Annotated in this window: 19 protein-coding genes; 6 read left to right on the plus strand and 13 right to left on the minus strand. The window is 65.3% G+C overall.

The features are described from left to right. Nucleotides 1-15 precede the first annotated feature (15 nt). The 3 genes from NTV05_08160 to NTV05_08170 all read right to left on the minus strand — a co-directional run bounded on the left by NTV05_08160 (nucleotide 16) and on the right by NTV05_08170 (nucleotide 4,374). On the minus strand, nucleotides 16-645 hold the full coding sequence (locus NTV05_08160) for a hypothetical protein (GenBank protein MCX6544374.1): 630 nt from the start codon (nucleotides 643-645) through the stop codon (nucleotides 16-18). Nucleotides 646-694: 49 nt separating this feature from the next. Next, the gene (locus NTV05_08165) at nucleotides 695-2,599 is read right to left on the minus strand and encodes an ATP-binding cassette domain-containing protein (protein MCX6544375.1); all 1,905 of its coding nucleotides are present in this window, start codon (nucleotides 2,597-2,599) and stop codon (nucleotides 695-697) included. 71 nt (nucleotides 2,600-2,670) lie between these two features. Further along, nucleotides 2,671-4,374, minus strand: coding sequence for a hypothetical protein (locus NTV05_08170; GenBank protein ID MCX6544376.1), 1,704 nt, complete (start codon nucleotides 4,372-4,374; stop codon nucleotides 2,671-2,673). Between the two features lie 131 nt (nucleotides 4,375-4,505). On the opposite strand from NTV05_08170, the gene NTV05_08175 reads away from it, so the two are divergent. The 5 genes from NTV05_08175 to NTV05_08195 all read left to right on the plus strand — a co-directional run bounded on the left by NTV05_08175 (nucleotide 4,506) and on the right by NTV05_08195 (nucleotide 11,114). After that, complete coding sequence (locus tag NTV05_08175; protein MCX6544377.1) at nucleotides 4,506-5,741, plus strand: NAD(P)/FAD-dependent oxidoreductase; 1,236 nt, start codon at nucleotides 4,506-4,508, stop codon at nucleotides 5,739-5,741. A 90-nt stretch (nucleotides 5,742-5,831) separates the two neighbouring features. Further along, entirely contained in the window at nucleotides 5,832-6,365 is a 534-nt protein-coding gene (locus NTV05_08180) for a (2Fe-2S)-binding protein (GenBank protein MCX6544378.1), read from the plus strand. 1 nt (nucleotide 6,366) lies between these two features. Then, nucleotides 6,367-8,733, plus strand: a complete 2,367-nt coding sequence (locus NTV05_08185; GenBank protein ID MCX6544379.1) for a molybdopterin-dependent oxidoreductase — start codon at nucleotides 6,367-6,369, stop codon at nucleotides 8,731-8,733. Continuing rightward, nucleotides 8,733-9,758, plus strand: coding sequence for an FAD binding domain-containing protein (locus tag NTV05_08190; protein ID MCX6544380.1), 1,026 nt, complete (start codon nucleotides 8,733-8,735; stop codon nucleotides 9,756-9,758). Before NTV05_08185 ends, NTV05_08190 begins: the two co-directional genes overlap by 1 nt. A gap of 54 nt (nucleotides 9,759-9,812) precedes the next feature. After that, entirely contained in the window at nucleotides 9,813-11,114 is a 1,302-nt protein-coding gene (locus NTV05_08195; GenBank protein MCX6544381.1) for a LeuA family protein, read from the plus strand. Between the two features lie 45 nt (nucleotides 11,115-11,159). Here the strand turns inward: NTV05_08195 and NTV05_08200 are convergent, their stop codons facing one another. From NTV05_08200 to NTV05_08225, 6 genes are all read right to left on the minus strand, one after another. Then, nucleotides 11,160-11,897: an SDR family NAD(P)-dependent oxidoreductase gene (locus tag NTV05_08200; GenBank protein MCX6544382.1), complete on the minus strand. Its 738-nt coding sequence runs from the start codon at nucleotides 11,895-11,897 to the stop codon at nucleotides 11,160-11,162. A gap of 7 nt (nucleotides 11,898-11,904) precedes the next feature. After that, nucleotides 11,905-12,675, minus strand: coding sequence for a cyclohexa-1,5-dienecarbonyl-CoA hydratase (locus tag NTV05_08205; protein ID MCX6544383.1), 771 nt, complete (start codon nucleotides 12,673-12,675; stop codon nucleotides 11,905-11,907). A gap of 16 nt (nucleotides 12,676-12,691) precedes the next feature. Beyond that, the gene (gene oah, locus NTV05_08210; GenBank protein ID MCX6544384.1) at nucleotides 12,692-13,789 is read right to left on the minus strand and encodes a 6-oxocyclohex-1-ene-1-carbonyl-CoA hydratase; all 1,098 of its coding nucleotides are present in this window, start codon (nucleotides 13,787-13,789) and stop codon (nucleotides 12,692-12,694) included. A gap of 4 nt (nucleotides 13,790-13,793) precedes the next feature. Beyond that, on the minus strand, nucleotides 13,794-14,867 hold the full coding sequence (gene had, locus NTV05_08215) for a 6-hydroxycyclohex-1-ene-1-carbonyl-CoA dehydrogenase (GenBank protein ID MCX6544385.1): 1,074 nt from the start codon (nucleotides 14,865-14,867) through the stop codon (nucleotides 13,794-13,796). 68 nt (nucleotides 14,868-14,935) lie between these two features. Next, nucleotides 14,936-16,630 (minus strand): serine hydrolase, encoded by a 1,695-nt coding sequence (locus NTV05_08220; protein ID MCX6544386.1) that lies wholly within the window; start codon nucleotides 16,628-16,630, stop codon nucleotides 14,936-14,938. Nucleotides 16,631-16,938: 308 nt separating this feature from the next. After that, nucleotides 16,939-18,342, minus strand: a complete 1,404-nt coding sequence (locus NTV05_08225) for an aldehyde dehydrogenase family protein (GenBank protein MCX6544387.1) — start codon at nucleotides 18,340-18,342, stop codon at nucleotides 16,939-16,941. Between the two features lie 445 nt (nucleotides 18,343-18,787). Between NTV05_08225 and NTV05_08230 the strand changes: the two genes are divergently transcribed. Then, nucleotides 18,788-19,744 carry a ThuA domain-containing protein gene (locus NTV05_08230; protein MCX6544388.1) on the plus strand — a complete coding sequence of 319 codons (957 nt, stop codon included), beginning with the start codon at nucleotides 18,788-18,790 and terminating at the stop codon, nucleotides 19,742-19,744. 45 nt (nucleotides 19,745-19,789) lie between these two features. On the opposite strand, the gene iolB is transcribed toward NTV05_08230, so the two are convergent. The 4 genes from iolB to NTV05_08250 form a co-directional block, all read right to left on the minus strand. Then, nucleotides 19,790-20,653, minus strand: coding sequence for a 5-deoxy-glucuronate isomerase (iolB, locus tag NTV05_08235; GenBank protein MCX6544389.1), 864 nt, complete (start codon nucleotides 20,651-20,653; stop codon nucleotides 19,790-19,792). A gap of 12 nt (nucleotides 20,654-20,665) precedes the next feature. Then, nucleotides 20,666-21,625: a transketolase family protein gene (locus tag NTV05_08240; GenBank protein ID MCX6544390.1), complete on the minus strand. Its 960-nt coding sequence runs from the start codon at nucleotides 21,623-21,625 to the stop codon at nucleotides 20,666-20,668. Beyond that, nucleotides 21,622-22,449, minus strand: a complete 828-nt coding sequence (locus NTV05_08245) for a transketolase (protein ID MCX6544391.1) — start codon at nucleotides 22,447-22,449, stop codon at nucleotides 21,622-21,624. Before NTV05_08245 ends, NTV05_08240 begins: the two co-directional genes overlap by 4 nt. Before the next feature lie 101 nt (nucleotides 22,450-22,550). Then, on the minus strand, nucleotides 22,551-22,766 hold a 216-nt coding region (locus tag NTV05_08250; GenBank protein ID MCX6544392.1), incomplete at its 5' end, for a hypothetical protein.

The raw sequence follows: 22,766 nt of genomic DNA on the forward strand, positions 1-22,766 counted from the left end.
CGCGCGACCGACCTGTCAGTCGCCACCGGCTCCCTTGAACTGATCGCGCTCGTCGGCAAAGAGCACATTAAAGCTGGTCAGCGTGCCGTAGCACCCCGTGAGGTAGCTCTGCAGCCGCAGCTTCACATCCTCGGGCACGTCCATCGCGTTGACGTGCTGTTCAAACGTGCGCAGGCGGTTTCGAATCATCACGATCTTGTGGAAGAACGTTTCAATCGGCCACGCCTTCTCCTGCAGCGACGGGTTGCCCGGCTTCAACACCAGCGTCCCGCCGCGCCATTTCTCGGCCGGCGCGACCGGCGTCAAACCAGTCTCCTCGCGGATTACCCGGCGAAGCATCATCTCAAGATCGGTCGAACTGTCCTGCTCGGCCACGATCGCCTCTCCAGCTCGTTCTCGTTCGGATGGGGGCGGCAACGGAATCCGTTCGTCAGCCGTCGAGCGTTCCGCCGCCACTCGCGGCGCTTCAGAACTCCGAGGCACGCCTATGGCCATCCCGCGCGAGTTGTGCTGGCTCCCGCAATAGTCGCACTGCACGCGCACAGGCCGACCGGCCGCATCAGCCACGATGACGGTGTGCAGCCGGTCGATCTTGCAGGTCCGACACGACTCTTCAACCGTGTCTCCCGCCCTATAAGTCCTCATGCCTGACTCCCTCGAACAAACTGTACTCTAGAAGGGGTCCCGACCCCTGTCACAGGCGCGAGCCGAGCTCGTCCCATCGCGCGTAGGCCGACGCGAGCGCGGCCTGAAGCTCGTCGAGGCGGGCCAGCGCGGAGGTGATGCCCGCCGCGCCTTCCTTGTAGAATTCGGCACCGGCCACCCGGGCACTCAACTCCCACTGTTCGGTCTCGAGTGTCTCAATTCGCGCCGGCAACCGGTCGAACTCGCGTTGCTCATTGAACGTGAGCTTCCTTCGGGCCGGCAATGTCTGGACGTTGGCCACCGCGAGCCGGCTATTCCGCGCGGGCGATTGGCCGTCGGCACGGCCAGCGGCGGGAACCAGGCGTCGGGCTCTGATCCAGTCCTCGTACCCGCCGACGTACTCCTGGATGCGTCCGTCACCTTCGAACACCATCGTGCTGGTGACGACGTTGTCGAGGAAGACGCGATCGTGGCTGACGAGCAACAGGGTCCCCGACCATTCGACCAATTGGGCTTCGAGCAGCTCGAGTGTTTCGAGATCCAGGTCGTTGGTGGGTTCGTCAAGCACGAGCACATTCGCAGGGCGAGTGAACAGGCGCGCGAGCAACAGCCGATTGCGTTCGCCCCCCGACAGCGACTTCACCGGCGAGCGCGCCCGCTCGGGCGGGAACAGGAAGTCGCGCAGGTACCCGTTGACGTGGCGCGAGCGGCCGTCGACGGTCACCGTATCGTTGCCCTCGCCGATGGTGTCGAAGACCGTGCGCTCCGGATCGAGCTGTTCGCGCTGCTGGTCGTAGTACGCCACCTGTACGTTGGCGCCGCGCCGAATTTCGCCCGAGTCCGGCGTCGTCTCGCCGAGAAGCAGGCGGAGCAAGGTCGTCTTGCCCGCGCCGTTTGGCCCGATCAGCTCAATCCTGTCGCCGCGAATGATGCGCGTCGTGAAGTCGCTCACGACGGGCAGGCCGTCGAACGCCTTGTTGAGCCCGATGGCCTCGAAGACCAGGCGGCCCGACTGATCGGCCTGCTCGACCTGCATTCGCACGCTGCCCATCTGCTCGCGCCTGGAGGCCCGCTCCTCGCGCATCGCCCACAGCGCCTTCACGCGGCCCTCGTTGCGCGTCCGGCGGGCTTTGACGCCCTGCCGGAGCCACACTTCTTCGTCGGCCAGCTTCTTGTCGAACTTGTCCTGCTGAAGGATCTCGTTGGCCAGCCACTCCTCCTTCTTGCGAAGAAACGCGGCGTAGTTGCCCGGCCAGGAGGTGAGGCGGCCGCGATCCAGCTCGACCACGCGGGTCGCCAGCCGCTGGAGGAACGCGCGGTCGTGCGTGATGAACATGACGGCGCCGGCGTAGTCGGCCAGGAATGCCTCGAGCCACATGATGGCGTCGAGATCCAGATGATTGGTGGGCTCGTCGAGCAACAGCAGATCAGGCTGCGCAACCAGGGCACGGGCCAGCAGGACGCGCCGACGCCAGCCGCCCGACATGGTATCGACAATGGTCTCGCCGTCCAGGCTGAGGCGTGCGAGCACCAATTCGACGCGCTGTTCGAGCCGCCACCCATCCCGCTCGTCGAGTTCGTGCTGCAGGCGGCCAAGCGTCTCCATCGATTCGTCGCTCGGATGCTCCGCCACCTGAACGGCCGCGTGGTGGTAGGCGCTGACCAGGGCGCTCAAGTCGCCCAGGCCGTGAGCCACGACATCAAAGACCGGGCGATTGGCCGACAGGATGACATCCTGGTCGAGCCTGGCCGACCGCATCGAGGGTTGGCGCCACACCGTCCCCGCATCCGCCTGAACATCGCCATTCACAATCTGGAGGAGTGTCGACTTGCCTGTCCCATTGCGGCCGATGAGACACACGCGTTCCTTCGGCTCAACCTGCAGGGAGATCTCGTCGAGCAGGGGCAGGTGGCCGAAAGCGATCGACACGCGATCGAGGGTAATGAGTGCCATCCTTCAGCACCGTAACACGGATTTGCCTCATCGGCTTCGGGGGTGCGAAGATGGTCGAAGGCCACCCACGTTCAGCGGGAGGGGGATCCCGAGAGAGTGTCTCGGCACAGTCCGACGATGGCCGCGCGGAGACGCACGTGGCTGTTGAACAGCGGCACAAAAGCCGACTCGCGTCGGCCGCCCTTGGCGCGAATCACCTTCACCAGCGCTGCTCGATCTGTTTGGGGCCAGCGGGCGACGTTCGGCAGCACGGCGACGACGGGCGCCCAGCGCTCCCACGCCAGCCGCTCATCGCGAGACCATCGCCGCCAGCCTGCCACGTCCAGTGTCGCGGCGGCCTCATCAGCCAGCACGTGAGCTGCACGCGTACGATCCGATCCGAACCGCCGTGCGACGAGTGCGGAGACAGTCAGCCCCACGTTGCCGAGGCGCAGCGCTCCCATCACGTCTTCGCGCCGCGGCCCCGCCGACCAGAACACGGTGTGCTCGACCAGTCGCTCGACTGTGGGGCGGGCGGTTCGATAGTCGCGGTTCGCCGCCACCCGCCGGGCCTCGCGCGCCACCAGCGGCAGGATGTTCCTCGCCCGCGGGCGGAAGCCCAGCTTGTAATAGAACCACCACGCGCCCGAGTCGAGTCCTTCCTCGTTGCCCGCGCCGAGTTGATAGGGATCGATGCTGAACGTCTCCGATCCAAAGAGCGCGTGACAGGCGGCAAGCAACCGGCCGAACACATAGCCCGCTTCTCCGCCCCGGAACGTCTCAAAGACGTTGTAGGCGATCTCCGAGGATTCAAACAGCGCACTGGTCAAGGCGTAGCCGATGGGTACGCCATTCTTGAGCGTCAGCAAGCCGTACACCGACTCGAACAGAAAACGGCGCTCTGGGAGCACGCCAATCAGCGCGAACTGCAGGCCGTCGCCGCAATCGACGAGCCGCACATCACGCGGATCGGCCCAGGCAAACGCATCGAGATCGCGTTTCCGCGTCACCATCGACTCGTGGGCCAGATCGATCAGCCGCGCCGCGTCACGCCTCGCCACTCCACGAATGGCCAGCGGCGGGCGAGAGATTTCGGCGCGCAGATCGGGCCTGGCTCTGTCGAGAGGGCGGCACTGATAGCTCACGGGCGCGCCGTCGAATCGGGCCAGCGTCCGGTTGGGACTCCCAGGGCCAGCGGCAATCCGCATCGGGACGTTCAGTTCGTCGAACAGGCGGTCCCGGGCCCAGGTCCCCGCAGGATACCGGGCCGCCCGCTCCACGAGGTACGCGGCGTCGGTCCCGCCTGGAGCGCGCAACCGGTCCAGCCACGCCCGCGCCCCGAGCGGCGGATCATCGAGACCGGGTACCTCCGCCGGCAACGCGTACAGCATCAGCGCGCGCAGCAGCCGGTTTTCATCAACGACATCTTCCCACTCCACCGTGAGGAGTCTGCCCCACCGGCTGGCCAGCCACTCCGCGGTGCAGAGACCAAACGGATAGACGGTGTCGGTGCCCGCAACGCCTGAGTTCAACAACTCGTCCGAGACGCGCCGGAGATCGGGGCGTCTGGAGAACCGTCGCAACTGGCGCTCCACGGCGCTCAGCACTCGGGCGCTGTCCGGGTACGCGCGCCAGAAACACAACAGTTCGTGCAGATCGAGCACCTCGGCCGCCGAGGACAGAGAGCGGGCGGCAATGCGCGCCAGCAGCGCACACTTCTTCCGGGCGGACCCCGGGCCGAATTCCTCCCTCAAGCGTTGAAGTTCGCCAAGCAAGTAAAGCAATGATGTGGCCATGCAGCCACATTTTAGTCACTCCCGGAGTGATTACAGTTTTGTAATTACTCCCGGAGTGATTGGCTGGGACCTAATTACTCCGGGAGTGATTGGCTCTCTGGTAGGATCGCACGTGCGAGAAACTCCAGCCCGTGAATAGCGGCGAAGCGGATGTTGACGTCATCATCCTCGGCGCGGGCGCCGCCGGGCTGATGTGTGCGCTTCAGGCTGGCCGGCGCGGCCGGCGCGTCCTGGTGATTGATCACTGGCCGGCGATCGGCGAGCGGATCCGCATCTCCGGCGGCGGTCACTGCAACTTCACGAACCGCTCCGTGTCCGCAGCCAACTACCTTTCTCAGAACCCCCACTTCTGCCGATCGGCCCTGGCGCGCTTTCCTCCGAGCCAGTTTGTCGCGATGGTCGATGAGCATGGCATCGCGTACGAGGAACGCGACCACGGCCAGTTGTTCTGCTCGAGATCCGCGGAACAGATCACGCAGATGCTGCTGGGGAGTTGCGACGAGGCCGGCGTGCGAATCGCCGCGCGATGCCATGTGGCTGGGGTGACGGCCGCCGATGCCGGCGACGCGTCGGTGGGAGCGCGCTTCTCTGTGGCCACCAGTCACGGCACGTTCCGATCGCAATCGCTGGTGGTGGCAACCGGCGGACTGGCAGCACCGAAGCTCGGAGCCACGCCAGTCGGGTACCGCCTGGCCGAGCAGTTCGGCCTCCGGATCGTGCCCCCCAAGCCGGCACTCGTCCCCCTCGCCCTGCCATCGGAACTGCTGGTGCAGCTGGCTCCACTCTCGGGAGTGGCCTTCGAAGCTGAAGCGGCGTCGGCGGCCAGCCCTGAGCCGCGGTTCCGGAACGCCGTGCTCATCACGCATCAAGGCCTATCGGGCCCCGCGATTCTCCAATTGTCGAGCTACTGGCAGATGAGGGAGTACGGAGGCGGCCCAAAGGGCGCGGTGACGCTCAATCTGTTTCCCGACGTTGATTCCGCGTCCTGGCTCGAAGAGAAGCGCACGGGAACGCTCCTGTTGTCGGCGGCGCTCTCCGAACGACTCCCCCGCCGGTTCGCCCGCGCATGGTGCGCGCTCCGCGGGTTCGACAGGCCCGTCAATCAGATGTCCCGGGCCGAACTCGACGCGACGGCCCGCGCACTCAGCGAGTGGACGCTCGCACCCTCAGGCACGCTGGGCTTCGAGAAGGCCGAAGTGACGCTCGGCGGAGTGGACACCGGCGAGTTGTCGTCGAAGACGATGGAGGCCGGCAAGGTACCGGGGTTGTACTTCATCGGCGAAGTCGTTGACGTGACCGGGTGGCTTGGCGGCTACAACTTCCAATGGGCCTGGTCATCGGGATGGGCCGCCGGGCAGTACGTGTAGCGGCGCGCCGAACCCGACCACCGAGTGCACTTGCCGCTGACAGGCATTTTCGGCCTTGTCCCGAGCCACCGCTGGGACCACAATACTCGCATGCTCCTCAAAGTGAACGGGGATACCCACGACGTGGGTGCGCCCGACCACTGGACGCTGCTCGAGGTCCTCCGGTACAAGCTGGGCTTTACCGGCACCAAACAGGGCTGCGACAAGGGTGATTGTGGCGCCTGCACGGTGCTGCTCGATGGCGAACCCGTCCTCTCGTGCCTGATGCTTGCGAGTCTGGCCGAGGGTCACGAGATCACCACGATTGAAGGACTGGCTCCTCTGCACGTGGCCCGGGGAGGCACGGGAGTCGATCCGGTTCAGGACGCGTTCGACCGGTGTGGGGCGCTGCAATGCGGCTTCTGCCAGAGCGGCATGATCCTCTCGGCGCGCGCCCTGCTCGACGCCAATCAGTCACCGACTGACGCCAACATCCGCGAGGCGCTTGCCGGCAACCTGTGCCGGTGCACCGGCTACACACAGATCATCGAAGCCGTCCGCCTGACCGTGGCCGAGCGCCAGGGCACGCATCCGCCTCGTCGAGCGTGGGAGTCGCGGGCCGTCGATGGGCCGGCCGACGCGTGACATGAGCGCACGCGATATTCACGGCATCGACGCGCCTTGGGGCGAATTCCGGCAGATAGGCCGGCCGCTCCGCAAGATTGACGGCCTTGCCAAGGCCACCGGCGCCGCCGTATACACGGACGACATCGCGCTGCCTGGAATGCTGCACGCCAAGACGCTCCGCAGCCCGCACCCTCACGCGCGGATCGTGTCGATTGATGCCCGCGAGGCGCTCGGTCTGCCGGGCGTGCATGCCGTCATTACGGGCGCCGATCTTCCTGTCGCCTACGGCGTGCTGCCCTGGACGCAGGACGAGACCGCCCTGGCGGTCGGCAAGGTGCGGTTCACCGGCGATCCGGTCGCGGCTGTCGCGGCCATCGACGAAGATACCGCCAACGCCGCGCTCGAGCGCATCAAAGTCATCTACGAGCCGCTGCACCCGTATTTTGATCCGTTCGAGAGCCTTGCCAGATCCAATCCCGCGATCCACGAGGGACGCAAGGACGGCAACGTTTCGAAGCACGTGGATCTGGCCTTCGGCGATGTGGACACGGAACTCGCGAACGCCGATCTGATCGTCGAAGACGACTACTTCTTCCATGGCACCACCCACGCCGCCATCGAGCCGCACTGCGCGGTCGCCCGGTACGGCGCCGACGGCCTGCTCACAGTCTGGTCAGCGACGCAGATCACCCACTACGTCCATCGGGCGCTGGCGCGCGTGCTGGGTCTGCCCCCGCACCGCATCCGTGTCATCCAGCCGCATCTGGGCGGCGGGTTCGGCGGCAAGTCGGATCCGTTCAGCCTGGAATTCGTCGTCGCCAAGCTCTCGATGTTGACGGCACGGCCGGTCAAGCTGCTCTACACCCGCGAAGAGGTGTTCTACACGCATCGGGGCCGGCATCCGATGCACATGCACTACCGGACCGGCGTCTCGCGCGACGGACGCCTGGCCGCGGTGGACGCAAAGATCATCATCGATGGTGGCGCGTACAGTTCGTTCGGCCTGGTCACGACGTACTACTCCGGTCAATTGCTGACCGGCCCGTACGCGTTCCCCGCCTATCGTTTCGACAGCACGCGGGTCTTCACCAACAAGCCGCCGTGCGGCCCGAAGCGCGGCCACGGCGCCGTGCAGCCGCGGTTCGCCTTCGAGGTGCAGCTCGATCAGATCGCCGAGCGCCTGCAGATCGACCCGATCGAACTGCGGCGCCGCAACGCGATCGGCGCGAATACGCTGACGGTCAACGGGCAGCGGATCACGTCGAATGGGTTTCTCGAATGCCTCGCCCGCGTCGAGCGTGAAAGCGGATGGCGCGAGCGTCGCGGCAGGCTGCCGTTCGGACGGGGCCTTGGCGTGGCGGGTTCGATGTACATCTCGGGTACCAACTACCCGGTGTATCCCAACGACATGCCGCAGGCGGGCATTCAGCTCAAGCTCGATCGGTCGGGCATCGTCACGGTCTTCACCGGCAGCAATGACATCGGCCAGGGTTCCAGCAGTGTCGTCCAGTATCTGGTCGCCGAGGAACTCGGCATCGCGCTCGACCAGATTCGAGTGGTCGCGGCGGATACGGATCTGTGCCCCGTCGATCTGGGCGCGTACTCGAGCCGCGTCACCTTCATGGTGGGCAACGCCACCATTGATGCCTGCCGAAAGGTGCGATCGCAGATTGTCGAGGCAGTCGCGGCGGCGTGGAAGGTGCCCGCGACGCGCGTCGTGCTGGCGGGTGGCTGCGCCCGCGACACCGACGACGCCTCGCGCGTTATTCCGATGGCCGAGGCATTCGCGCTCGCCGAGACGATGTTCGACACCCTTGGCGCCACCGGCTCCTACAACACGCCGACGCTCGGCGGATCGTACCGGGGCGGGTCCATTGGCGCTGCGCCGGCCTATTCGTTCACGGCGCATGTCGTCGAGGTATCGGTTGATCCAGAGACTGGCCGCATCACGTGCGAGAAGGCCTGGATCGCCCACGACTGCGGCCGCGCGTTGAATCCGATGCTGGTCGCCGGGCAGATGGAAGGCTCGGCCTACATGGGCATTGCCGAGGCGCTGCTGGAAGAGCACGACGTGAACCGCTTCGGGATCCACCGCGGGCCGTCGCTGCTCGACTATCGCATCCCGACCTCGCTTGACACGCCCGAGTTGTACGCGCTGATTGTCGAAAGCCTCGATCCCGAGGGCCCCTACGGCGCGAAGGAAGCCGGCGAGGGACCGCTCCATCCTTCCGTGCCCGCCCTCTCGAATGCGGTCTTCGACGCGGTCGGCGTCCGCCTGACGCATTTGCCGTTCACGCCTGGAAAGGTGCTGGCGGCGCTGCGCGCCTCGGGCCGGCCAGGGGCGGGCGATGTTCGGGCGCCAACTGCGCAGAACGGGCGACGCTGATGCTGCGCCTGCCACGATTCCAGTTGCGGCGTCCGTCCACACTCGACGACGCGCTGGCTTGTCTTGCCGAGGCCGGACCACGCGGCAAACTCATCGCGGGCGGCACCGATCTGATACCCAACATGAAGCACGGGTTGATTACGCCGGCGACGGTGATTGCGCTTTCTGGCATCCCCGAACTCTCGGGCATTCGACGCGATCCTGACGGCGGCCTCGTAATCGGCGCGATGACGACAATCGCCGAGGTGGCGGCAAACAAAGATGTGCAGGCGAGCGCGCCGTCGCTGGCTCAGGCCGCCAGCCTCGTGGCGAGCCCGCAGATCCGGCGCATGGGCACGATCGGCGGGAACATCCTGCTGGATACGCGCTGCCAGTGGTACAACCAGTCATCCTTCTGGCGATCGGCGGTCGGCTTCTGTCTGAAGCAGGGCGGCACCGCATGCCATGTTGTGGCGGGCGGTTCTCGCTGTGTGGCAGCGGCGTCAAACGACACGGCGCCTGCTCTGATGACTCTCGGCGCCTCGCTGGAGGTCGCTGGCCAGGCCGGCGGCCGCCGACGGGTGTCGATCGAGCGCTTCTGGACGGTAGACGGGGCGCGCAACCACTGTCTGGGAGACGACGAGATTCTCGTGTCCGTGCGAATCCCGAAGACACCTGCCGGACACCGCGGCGCATACGGTAAACTCCGCGACCGGGGCGCCATCGACTATCCTCTACTGGGCGTCGCCGTTCGCCTGGATCTGGATGGTGACGGCCTGGTCGAGCGATCTGACGTGGTGGTGACGGCGCTTGCGGCGGCCCCCAAGCGCGTCACATCGGCGGACGCGTCGCTTCGAGGGGTCTGGGCAGGCACGGCGGCATTCGCTGATCAGGTGGACACTGTCGCCGACGCCGCGTTTGGCCAGTGCCATCCGATCGAGAACATCCCGGGCGACGCCGGCTGGCGGCGTGAGATGATTCGAGTCTACGTGCGGCGCACGTTGGAGGCAGCCGCGGCTGGCGGCGGCCCCGTGCATCATCTGTAGGAATGCGCACCGGCCCCCGCCGGGTCTGGACGCTGGTTGATTCCGGAGACTGCCATGAGCGACGTGCCCCCCTCATCCGACCTGATCTACGACTGGAACACGGCCGGCAACGGCTATCCGCATCGGGCGTCCCCGGTTGAGTTCGATGACGAGACGCTGCGCGACGGCCTGCAGTCGCCTTCGATTCGCGATCCCGCGATCGAGAAGAAGCTCGAGCTGCTGCACGTGATGGACGAGCTGGGGATCCGTTCGGCGGATCTCGGTCTTCCCGGCGCCGGACCGCGCGCCCGGGCGGACATCATCGCGCTCTGCGAGGAAATCCAGTCGGCGAAACTGAGCGTCGCACCGAACTGCGCCGTGCGGACGGTGATGGCCGATGTGCAGGCGCTGGTGAGCATCAGTGACAAGGTGGGGATGCCCATCGAGGCGTGCACGTTCATCGGCAGCTCCCCCATCCGCCAGTACGCCGAAGAGTGGTCGCTCGAGTACATGCTCAGGCTCACCGAGGAGACCGTGTCGTTCGCGGTCGCGCACGGCCTGCCCGTGATGTATGTCACCGAAGACACCTGTCGCGCCACGCCCGACACGATCCGCCGCCTCTTCAAGACGGCGATTTCCGCGGGTGCCACGCGCGTCTGTGTCTGCGATACGGTGGGCCACATCTCGCCGCGCGGCGTCCGCAACCTGATTCCGTACGTCCGGCAGCTCATCAAGGAGACGGGCGCCGACATCAAGATCGACTGGCACGGCCACAACGACCGCGGCCTGAGCGTCATCAACACCATCACGGCGATGACTTCGGGGGTGGACCGCGTGCATGCCACCGCGCTCGGCCTCGGCGAACGGATTGGCAACTGCTCGATGGACCAGCTGCTCGTCAATCTCAAGCTGATGGGCTACATCAACACGGATCTGCTGCCGCTTCACCGCTACGTGTCCGTGGCCAGTGAGGCGACCGGCGTCCCCATCCCGGCCAACTATCCCGTCTTCGGCGACGACGCCTTCCGGACGGCGACCGGCGTCCACGCCGCGGCCATCATCAAGGCGAAGAAGAAGGGCGACGCCTGGCTGGCAGATCGGATCTACTCCGGCGTGCCGGCGGGCATGATCGGCTTGAAGCAGCGCATCGACGTGGGCTTCATGTCGGGGGTGTCCAACGTCGTGCACTGGCTGATCGAACACGGGTTCGACGCGGAGGAACGGCTGGTCGAAGCCATCTTCCGCGCGGCCAAGGAACGCGATCGCATCATGACCGACGACGAGTTGATGCAGGTCGTGAAGTTCATGACGGAAGAGCCGCACAATGACTTCCACGTCACCACGGTCGAGGAGTGGAAGCACACGATGGAGGAATAGTGTCCGCCGGGTCTGATGGAGCCAGGGGCCCCCGACACGGGAACGTTATCCGATCAGTTGACCGCCGTCCACCCGCAGCACCTGTCCGGTGACATGGCGGCTCATGTCCGAACACAGAAACAGCACCATTCGCGCCACATCATCGGGCACGCCGAGCCGGCCGAGAGCCGTCTCGTCGATGGCCCGCTGGCGCCATTCGGGCGCGATGCCCTCGATGAGCGGCGTTTCAATCCAGCCCGGCGCCACCGCATTCACACGTATGCCGAAGCGTCCGACCTCTCGCGCGACGGTCCGGGCCAGCGCATTCAGACCGGCTTTGCTGGCCGAGTAGTTGGCCAGCCCGAGCTTGCCCCGCTCGCCGTTGATCGACGAGACGAGCGCGATGGCCCCGCCACCGGCCTTCCGCATCAAGGGCACGGCGCCGCGCACCAGGTAGAACGCTGAATCGAGGTTGGTTTCCACCACCGACGACCACGCCTCGTCGGACATCTTCCACACCACCGAGTCGCGGGCGATCCCGACCGAGTGCACGAGAATGTCGAGGCGCCCATCGGTCGCCTCAATCGACGCGAACAATTCGCGGACGGCGTCGGGCCGCGTCACATCGCACGCGATCGATCGCGTGCCGGACGGGCCGTCGTGGCCGGCTCGGTCGACCGACAGCACAGTGGCTCCCGCCTCGACCAGCATTGCGGCGATCGCCGACCCGATGGCGCCGCCACCGCCGGCGACGATGGCCACCTTCCCCGCGAGCGACAGCAACCCGGCCTGTGTCTGACTCATGCTGCCCTCATTGATCCTGCCACGTCGCGGCGCGCTTCTCGACGAACGCCCGAAGCCCCTCGACCGCGTCATGTGTCGCCATCAGTTCCTTGAGATAGATCCGTTCGACCTCGGGTAGCTCCGCAGCCAATCGCGCCCGCAGGCCCACTCGAACGGCCTTCGCGGCCAGCCGCAGGCTCGACGCCGACCGGGGCAGCAGATGCGCCTGGGCGTACTCGTGCGCGGCCTCGGCGGGATCGGTTTCGGCGATCTGGTCCACCAACCCGATCCGATACGCTTCCTCCGCCGTGATAGAGCGGCCGCTCAGGCAGAGGTCTTCTGCCGCCCCGCGTCCGACGCGTTCGGCGAGCAGCACGGACGCCGCGGGCGCGAACACCCCCAGCACGATTTCGGGCTGACCGAACTTCGCGTCCTTCGACGCGAACACGCGATGGCACAGCGTCACCAGTTCCATCGCCCCGCCCAGGCACTGGCCTCGCACAGCCGCCAGGACGATGACCGACGCGTCCACCAGGCCGAGCAGCAGGCCGTGGAACTGCGTGAGCATGGCGCCGACACTGTCCGGCAGATGCTCGGCGACGCTCGCGCCGAACGAGAAATGTGCCCCCTGCCCTTCGAGGCACAACGCCTTGACATGAGCATCGGCGGCCGCATCAGCGAGCACGGAGGAAAGCGCCGCCATCACCCGCGCGTCAAGAATGTTGCCTTTCGAACCGCCCAGCACAATGCGCCAGTACGCGCCGTTGTCGAGCTTCTCAACCAGGACAGGATCGCTCACAGACGAATCCTCCACGTCAACGACTTCCGCCCTTGGCGCGAGCGAGAATCTCCTCAGTCAGTTCGTCGCCCCAGACCGCACCGTCGGCGAGCCGGCGCCGCAGCAGCAGGAAGTCGGCCTCACGACACTCCTTCGAGCCTTCGTGGAAGGCCCGGAAGCCGGCGCGGCCCTCGGTCATCATGTTGAGGGCGAGCCATGCGCGGTTCGATTCCTTGTTGCGATTCCAGTGATCGAGCTTGTGCTTGCGCACGCTTTCGATCGTCTTGGTCAGACACCCTGGCATCGTGTGGGCCAGCTTGAGGACCAGCGCGTCAACCTCCGCGTCCAGGGCCGACAACGTCATCTTGCCCTGCTGAACCAGCTGCTTGCCCGCATCGCGTTCGGCCCCCGTCTTGAATTCGCCGAACACGACCCTGCCGTCCTCCACCCACCTATCGGTGATGGCCAGCGGATTGGGTACCAGCCGGCCCCCGACCTCGAGCGCCGGCACGACCTTGAGCAGCAGGCCGAGCCGCTGTGCCTTGTGCGCGCTCCAGTGCTCGCAGAGGGTGCAACTTTCCATCGCGGCTTCGATGCCGATAAACAGCGGCAGAAAGTCCGTGCTGCCGCCGTCTGGCGCCGAACCATGCCTCGGGCCCGCCTGACCGAACAGGGCCATGTCCTGAGCCAGCGAGAAGTCGCAGGCCATGCCGATCTCCTGACCGCCTCCGACGCGCATCCCATTGACGCGGCAGATGACCGGCTTGTCGCAGTGAAGGATGGCCGTCACCATGTCGTTGAACAGCCGCATGTACTGCCGGTATTCCTCGGGCCGGCCGGCGTAGTACTCCGCGTACTCCGCGGTGTTGCCGCCCGTGCAGAACGCTCTCGTGCCGCTCCCGGTGAACACGACGGCGACCGCGGCCCGATCGTTCGACGCGCGCCTCATCCCGAGAATCACGCCCTTCACCATGTCGGTCGTGTACGAGTTCAGTTGTGCGGGGTTGTCGAGCGTGATCCAGACGGTGTGCAAACCGGGCACCTCAGTGCCTCTGGCGTCACGCAGGGCCTTCTGCTCGTAGCGCGCGCCAGGCAGGCTGGCCGCCTCCACCAGATCGTGGTTCTTGAATTCCATCTGATCAGCTCCCCGGCACCAGGATGATTCGGCGCTGCATACCGCCCGCGTGCACCTCCGAAAATACATCATTGATCGAAGCCATCGGCCGGCGCTCCACAAACGGTTCCAGCAGAACCCGGCCCGACAGCACCAGATCGATCACCGCAGGATACAACTCCGGCACGCATCCCCAGTTTCCCTGAGCGACGGCGTCAAACGCCATCAGATTCGAGAGCCGCACCTCGATGGCCTTCGACGTATACCCCACCACCGAGAGCCGCGCCCCGTGGCACAGGAGACCGAATGCGGCAAGCTGGCCGGCGGGCGTCCCGGAGGTCTCGAAGATCTTCGTGCGCCACGTGGGAATGCCGTGCGCGTCGGCGCAGGCCTTGACCTGCTTGCGAAGCGCCTTCTGGTCCATCGACTTGGGATTGAGCGTCAGGCTCGCTCCGTGCTGCGCCATGCGTTCGAGGCGCTGGTCGTCGACGTCGATGGCGACCACCGTCGCGCCCAATGCCCGCGCGATCTGCACCCCGAATCCGCCGATGCCACCGACTCCCACGAACACGGCCAGGTCGCCGCTCGCCAGTTCGCTTCGAACGGCCGCCTGGTACGGCGTCGAGACCGCATCCGCCACCACCGACAGCGCGACCAGATCGACGCCAGCAGGGTTCTTCGTCCGGTCATCGAGCGCTGGCACCGGACAGAGCCCGTGCGCAGGAACGCGCACCGCCGATGCGAATCCGCCGTGAACGTCGCTGCCGGGAAACACCTGCTTCGGGCAGATCGCTCCGCGGCCCGCCAGGCACGCGGGACACGTCCCGCACGGAATCACGGCCGGCACCACCACGGCTTTCCCGAGCCAGGCTTCAGCCGCCGGGCCCGCCTCAACCACACGGCCGCTGATTTCGTGGCCGAGCGTCAGGGGAAACGGCTGCCTCGTCGGGATCCCGTCATAGAAGAAACCCAAGTCGGTGTGGCACACGCCGCACCCAGCCACTTCGACGATGACCTCGCCGGCGCCGGGTGTCTCCTCGCGCGTGGTCAGCACCATCGGCGATCCGCCCTGTTGCACAACCCACGATGTCAGCTTCATGACTTGTCCTTTGACAATATCCGTCCGGTTGCCGGAACAGCGTCCGGGAACTATCGGTTCATCGTCCCTCATTCCCGTGGTCGAGGGGAAGTCCCGACGCCCACCCGCCGCGCCGGCACCGGCTTCCCACCGCCAGCCGCCCGGAGGTACCCAGCCACCGAGCCCCGAGCGTCCCGAACAAACGTGTACTGGACAGTGGCGTCCTTCGTGAAGAACTCCACGGGCGACGCTGGATAGATATCGACCCCGGATTGCGCTGTTGGCGTCACCGTGAGGTGGTCGCCTGAGCGCTCGACGCGCACGAGCACGCCGTTAAGTGATTCGTATTCGCCGGCCAACGCATCCAGTTGGCCCACGTCAAGTGCGATGATCGGCGGGGGCTGCCGATTGGCGGGCGTGACGCGTTCGGCTGCGTCGTTCAGCTTCCAGTCCGAAATCCGCACACGCGCAGCCCGGCCGTCCGCGTCGAGGTCGAACACGAACGTCCACGTCAGCAGTCTCGTCCGGAAGGTCAGCGGCGCGACCGGCACCAAACGGAGTTTCTCGAATCCCGGAATCTGCGCCTGCAATCCGTCTCCGTCTCGCGTCACCGCGAATGTACCGACGTCGCTGCCTCGAAACGTTCCGATCAGCCTGTCGAGAACGCCGGCTTCCTCAGGCACGGCGACCGGGTCTGGAATCGGCCGGCCTGCGGCCAGCGCCGCCACGCGGTGCGCCGTCGCCTGCAGGGGCACGGCCGTCGACGCCCGGTTTGACAGGATGGCGACAAACACGCGGTCGTCCGGCATGCGAACGATGTACGAGACGAAACCGGTTGTTCCGCCCGCGTGCTCCTGCACCCGACGACCGTCATCGTCGCCGATGTCCCACCCGTACCCGTACCTGGTCGAATTACCGTCATTCAGGCGAAACGGCGTGAACATCCTGGCTCTCGACGCTGCGCTAAGGATTCGATCCCCGTAGAGCGCCTCGTCCCATCGCGCGAGATCGTCGATCGTTGAAAGCAGTCCTCCTGCCCCGCTCGGATGGAAGATGCGGCTTCGCGATGGCAGCACGTTGAACACCGCGTCCGTCTGCGCGTCATACCCGGTGGCGCGAAGCGGGATGATCTGTCGCCGGTCGGCGTAGTACGTATGCGTCATTCCCAGCGGCTCGAAGATCCGCTGCCGCAAGTAGTCTGCGTAACTCTGCCCTGACACCTGCTCGATGATGGCGCCCAGCAGGTTGTAGCCCCAGTTCGAATACGCCCATCGCTCGCCTGGTGCCGCGTCCTGGGGCAGGTCTTTCACCCAGTCGCCCAGGACGTCAATCAGTTTGCCCTCCTGCACAGTGACGGCTCGCAAGTCCGATGTTTCGCTGAGCGCATTGAGGCCAGACGTGTGAGTGAGGAGGTGTTCGATGGTGATATTGATGCCGTGCGTCGGGTAGTGCGGCAGGAATCGCGAGATGTCATCTCCGAGCGACAGCCGCCCCTCCTCGGCGAGCTTGAGTATGGCGGCCGCCGTGAACTGCTTCGACAGTGACGCCAGCGCCAGCACCGACTCGGGCCGCATCGGGACCTGGAGTTCGACATTCGCGAGGCCGTACGCCTTGCGCAGCACAACGCGGCCGTCCTTCATCACGATCGCCGTCGCGCCGGGCTTGTCCGGCGTGTAGATGCCGGCCAGCAGTGCGTCGATCTCGGCCGCAGCAGATACGGGCGACCCACTCCTCTGCCCCCGCACGCCAGGGCTCAGCGTCGCTGCACATCCCGTGATGACCACCGCAGAGCCCACCAAGGCGACGCACGCGCACACGACGCGACGCTGTCCCCCTGTGGCGCGATCACGTCTCGAACGATGTCGCTCGCTCACCATCGGACCTCCGTGCGTTTCCGCTCAGCTGCACCGAGACAGGTCGCGCTGCGACAGTGTACACGCTCTGCGCGCCGCCCCCGGCGGCACCGGCGGAGTCGAACCTGTTCACGCCGCATCATGCACGGCCGACCGACGCCCAAACTGCGGAGGTCCGGGCGACCACTGGCTTCGACGGGGTCAGGCTGGACCGCGCAAGGCACACCGGTTCCGTTGGTCTAGAATGTCGGGCCGTTGTAGAACTCGCCGAACAGTTCTGCGTCCGTGGGCTTGTCCTCCGGCAGCGGGCGGCTCACCCACGTCACGTTCATGTAGTGCTTGAGTGAGATGTTCTCGTTCGTGATGTTTCCGCCCCAGGTGCCGCAGCCCATGCTGGATGTCATGGGCATGCCGTTGGTGAACGTGCCGGCGTTGGATCGTGACTGCACCTGACGCACCATGATTCGGCTGACCGGCGCCATCAGGGCCAGCCGGTGAATGTGGTCTTCGTCGAACGAGTAGATGCCGCAGGAGTGGCCCTTCCCGCCGACATCGAGCAGTTGCCTGACCAGGTCGAGGGCTTGGTCAAAGCCTTTGTACTTGAAGATCGCAAGCACCGTGCCCAGCTTCTCGGTTGAGAACAGGTGCTCGCGGCCGATCTTGTCCTGCTCGACAATCAGGAACGTCCTGTCGGACGGTAGAACGAATCCGGCGCGATCGGCCACCACGGAGGCGGCGCGAGCGATGGTCTGGGGCGTGCGATGTCCCTCTGAATCCCAGTACGTCGCCTGCAGGAGCTGTCTTTCCCGCTCGTTGACGAGGTAGCCGCCTTCCCGCTGAAGCTGGCCGAGAAACGCGTCGTAGATTGTCGCCTCCACCACCAGGTTCCCGTCCGAGGAACAGCCCGATCCGTAATCGTTGGTCTTGCTGATCCTCGTATTCCTCGCGGCCTCCTCGATGTTGGCCGTCTCGTCAATGACCATCATGGCGTTGCCGGGGCCGACGCCGTACGCGGGCTTGCCGGAACTGTAGGCAGCCTTCACCATCGCTGGCCCGCCCGTGGCGTTGGTCAGGTCGCACGAGGACATCAGTTCATTCGCCAGCGGGATGCTCGGCTTCTCGACGCACTGCAGGATGTCTGGCGAAGCGCCCGCGGCTGCAAGGGCCGCGCGCATGATCCGGACGACTTCGTTCGTCGTCTTTCTGCTGGCCGGATGCGGAGAGAAGATCACGGCGTCCTTGCACTTGATGGCGTAAATGGCGACGCCGATGGGAGTGATGTACGCGCTTGTGACGGGAATCAGAGACACGATCACGCCGGCTGGTTTCGCGTACTTGACGATGGCCTTGTCCGGGATCTCCTCGATCACCCCCATGCTCTTCTGGCGCAGCGCGTCCCTCAGAATCCCCAGCGCCTTGGACCTCCGCCCCGGTTCGCGACTCCCCATGCCCGATTCGTCGACGTTCATATTGGCGAGGTGCACGGCTGTCGTTTCGTTGGCCGAAGCCCAGGTAATCGCTCTGCACAGCCGGTCGACGGTGGCCTGGTCGTAGGCTTCGATAGCCTGCATCGCCGCCCGCGCCTTGCTAACCAGCGCCTCGGCAAGCTGTTTCTCTTCGACGGTAATCGCTCGCGTGGCCATATGATCTCCGCAACCTCTCGAAGACAAAACCCGAACGCCAATTCGTGGAGCGGGGCGCGGCCCCTTCCTCAGTCTAGCGGAATTCGCAGACGCCTCGGCTTCTCGCGTATGTGCGCAATGACGGTTTGTCATGTTTCCATAGAACGTGCTGGGCATGGCCGGGACGTTGAGGACTCCTGGCATTGTTACGGTACTGGTACCGTTTCCCGGTTGCCGGATTGGGGGCGGGGTGCTAGCGTCGGCATGGCGTGTTGTCCATACGGACCGACGTCGGGGGTTGTGGCCCGGCGGAGGCGTGTGGAAACCCACCGCCTGGAGTTGTTGTCGCGAACGCCGCCATGGTGGAAGACCGTCACTCGTTCTGATGCGTCTCGACCGTCGCTGGCTTTCGACACTGCTCCTGGTCTCGAGGACTGTGTTCGTCCAATCTGAAGAGGTAGGCATCATGAACTCACTTCAGCGACAGGCCCCAGCCACTCGGCTGGTGTTGGTGTTCGCCGTGTGCTCCCTGCTCGGCGCCAGCGGCCTCCTCTCTCAGGCTCAGCCTCCCCAACGACCGCCCCAGGGGCCACCGGGAGCGGGGCCCCAGCGGGGAGGGCCGCGGCAGCAGCAGGGTCCGGCGAGGAAGCAGGTTCTTCTCTGGGGTGAGCTGACTGGGGGCGGCGCGTACCATGAAGGGGTGAACAACGCCATGGCCGTTCTGTACAGGCTCGGGCGCGAGACCGGTCTCTACGACGCGTACATTCGCACGGATCCGCAATTCGTTACCAAGCAGAAGCTGGTGGTCAATGCCGACGGCCGCGACTGGCCGGTCAGCAAGAACCTCGATTCGTTCGACGCCGTCTTCTTTTACGGTCAGAGAGAGATTCCGCTCACACAGCAACAGATGACCGATCTGATCTCGTTCGTCAAGGATGACGGAAAGGGCTTCGTCGCGGCACACACGGCATTCAACGCGTTCGCGCGGTTCCCGGAATTCGGCGACATGCTCGGAGCACGATACGACGGCCATCCGTGGGGACAAGCCGAGGCGACGGTCACCGTGCTCGACTCTGGGTTTCCGGGGATGAAGGAATTCCCGCTGGCATTTACGTTCCGGGACGAATTTATCCAGGTCAAGGACTTCTCCTGGGAGAGCTCACGCGTACTGATGACGCTCGACACCAGCAAGCTCGACATGACCAATCCAAATGTCCACCGGGCGGCGAACGACTTCCCCCAGGCTTGGGCACGGACCTACGGAAAGGGCCGCGTGTTCGTCAGCGGATTCGGGCACAGCAGCGCCACCTGGGACAGACTGGATATTCAGCGGATGTGGCTCGAGGCGATCAAGTGGGCGACGGGGCAGACTCAAGCTGACGCGACGCCGCGGCCGAAGCCGGCTGCCAAGGCCGGTCAGTGAGGAAGATCGGGTGACGACGGCCCCCGCCGTTCGAGAGGATCTCGCCTAGGAGTCGCGGCTGACCACTGGAACCCGCGGGTCTGGCGTCGGCCGAGCCTTGCTCAGATGCGCGTACCTGGGATCTGTGCTGGCCGCCATCGACCGCGTGGTGCCGGCGAGCACAGCCATGTAATAGACGCGGTAGCCCGGCGGCGCCGCCACGAGGTGATATCCCTCCCGCAACGCCACAAGGTCGCCGTCTCGGATGGTCACCGTATCGTCCTCAGCACCATCGTTGCTGTACTGCCGGAGGAGCCCGTACCCGTCGGGATGGTCGGTGCGAAAGTAATAGAATTCGTCCTTCGCCACTTCGTGCGGCGGGTTGTTGGTGTCGTGTTTGTGCGGGGGGTAGCTCGACCAGTTGCCGCCCGGCGTATAGATCTCGTTGATCAGCAACCTGTCGGCCTCGTCCTCGGGCCTGATGAGCCTCAGGATCTGGCGCGTGGTGTCCCCTCCTCCGCGGATCTCACTCCCGATCTCTTCAGGCGTGATCACCCGGGGACGCAGCGTCAGCTGAGACGCCGCGCGGCTCTCCGCCAGTTCGACGAGCGTCTCGGCGCGCACCTCAAACGAGGTGCGACAAGGCAGATACACTGCGTAGGGGTAACCGCCGAAGACGTCCTTGCGCTTGCCGATGGAACGCGCACCCTCTCCCCAATCGATGCTCAGTTTTCCCCCGAGCACGACGAGCGCGACCTCGTCGTCGCCGGTGCTCCCACTCCATGTGTCCCCTGCCGCCAGGCGACGGACCGAGAACCCGATGGACTCCCATCCGGCATCCCCTGGCGTGACCGCCAGCAGGACCCCGGATTGATCTGGCGGGATGGGGGCGGGGCTGAACAAGAACGCGGGGCGCTGGTCGATCGTCATCACAGTCTCACGCTAACACCGGTGCCATGCCTTCATAACCAGTTGCTCGGCGGCTGAGACGATTTTCGCCGCCGAGAAACCGTACTTGTCGATCATCGCCAGGTAATTGCCGCTTTCGGCAAATCGGTCATCAAGACCCAGGTGATCGAACGGCACCGGTTGCTCCTTCAAGAGCAGGGCCGCCAAATCATAGCCAAGGCCGTTCCGCTTCTGGTGGTTCTCGGCAACGAGGAGCGAACCGGTCCGCCGAACCGATTGCAGTACGCCGGCGGCGTCCACGGGTTTTACCGAGTACAGGTCGAGGACCTCCGCCTCGATTCCCTTGGCCGCGAGCGTGTCCGCCGCCTGGAGCGCCTGGAACACGATGTCGCCGTAACTGGCGATCGTGATGTCCCTTCCAGCGCGGACGATCTTGGAGCCGCCAATCTCGAATGTCTCGCCGGCCTCGTAGCACTCGTACAGGGGATCGCGCATGAGTCGGACGAAGATCGGCCCCGGTGTCGCGAGGGCCAGGTCGCAGGCCGCCCGCGCCGACACCGAATCCGCCGGCACGAGTACCTTCATGTTCGGCAGCGTGGTCATGAACGCAATGTCTTCGGACCCCTGATGGGTCACCCCATCAATCGCCGCCGTCAACCCTCCATGAGACGCGTACAACTTGACGTTCAGTTTCGGATAGCAGATGAAAGAGCGGACCGCCTCGAGCGCGCGCATGGTCATGAACACGCTGTATCCAGCGACAAAGACCGTCCTGCCGCCGGCGGCCATGCCTGCCGCCGCGGCCATCGTATTGAGTTCGGCAATCCCCATGTTGAAGTAGCGGGCGGGATAGGCGTCGCCGAACATGTTCGACAAGCTCGACTTGCCGAGATCGCTCTCGAACAGGACAAAATCGGCATCGTCGGCCCCGCGTTCCAGCACGCGTTCGCCGAATGCGCGCCTCGTCGCGAATGTCGCCTTCGTTAGACTCATGTCCGCCCCGCCCGCAGCTCGGCGACGGCTCGCGCATACTGCTCATCGTTCGGAGCCTTCGCGTGCCACTCCGTAGTGTTCTCCATGAAATGCACGCCCTTGCCCTTGATCGTCTTCGCGATGACGCAGACCGGGCCGCTGCGATAGTCTCGCGCCGCCTGAAGGGTCGTCAAGATGTCCAGCATGTCGTGCCCGTCCATCTTCATGACCTTCCAGTTGAAGGCCTCGAACTTCTTGTCAATCGGCTCCATCGGCATCACGGATTCACACGGACCATCCGTCTGCAGACCATTCCGGTCAACGATGAAGACCAGGTTGCCCAGTTTGTACTTCGCCGCCGAAGCCGATGTCTCCCATATGACGCCCTCATCGAGCTCGCCATCGCCTAGCAGCGCCCAGACGTCGTAATCCTTGCCCAACATCCTCCCCTCGAGCGCCATCCCGACAGCCTGGCACGCGCCCATGCCGAGGGAACCGGACGTCGCTTCGATCCCCGGGACGGTTCCCTTGACCGGGTGTCCCTGGAGCCTGCTGCCCAATCGCCGGAGCGTCTTCAGTTCCTCGACCGGAAAGTAGCCGCGCAATGCCAGCGCGGCGTACAGGACCGGACAGGAATGCCCCTTCGAAAGAACAAAGCGGTCGCGATCGGCCATGTCCGGATCGTTCGGATCGATTCGCATGGTCTCGAAATAGAGCGCCGTAACGATGTCCGCCGCGCCAAGGCCCGGGCTAACGTGTCCGGATTGCGCCTCATGAACCATGTCGATAATGTGGAACCGGACCGCTTGAGCAATCAGGTCCAGTTCAGTAGTCCTACTGGCCAATTCCGTTGCGCACACTCAGGCACCTCATGCGAGGACACAAACGGCCGCAAAGTGAAATGCTTTGCGGCCGTTCGTGGGCTTTCGCCGTGGCTCTTGTCGCCCTAGGCCAGCCAGGGACGGGTTCTGCCGAGCTTGTCCTTGTCCAGGAGGATCTGCTTGGCGACGTTCGTGTTGTCGGCGACTTGAAAATCGTACATGCCCGCGACCACGAAATCGCAGCCGTTCTGGAAGCAGAACTTGAAGGCATCCCGTGGGGCAATCGCGCCCGCCGCCAAGACCTTGAATCCAATCCACGGAACCTTGACGCTCGCCATGAA

The organism is Acidobacteriota bacterium (genome assembly GCA_026393755.1).
GTDB lineage: Bacteria > Acidobacteriota > Vicinamibacteria > Vicinamibacterales > JAKQTR01 > JBAXOX01.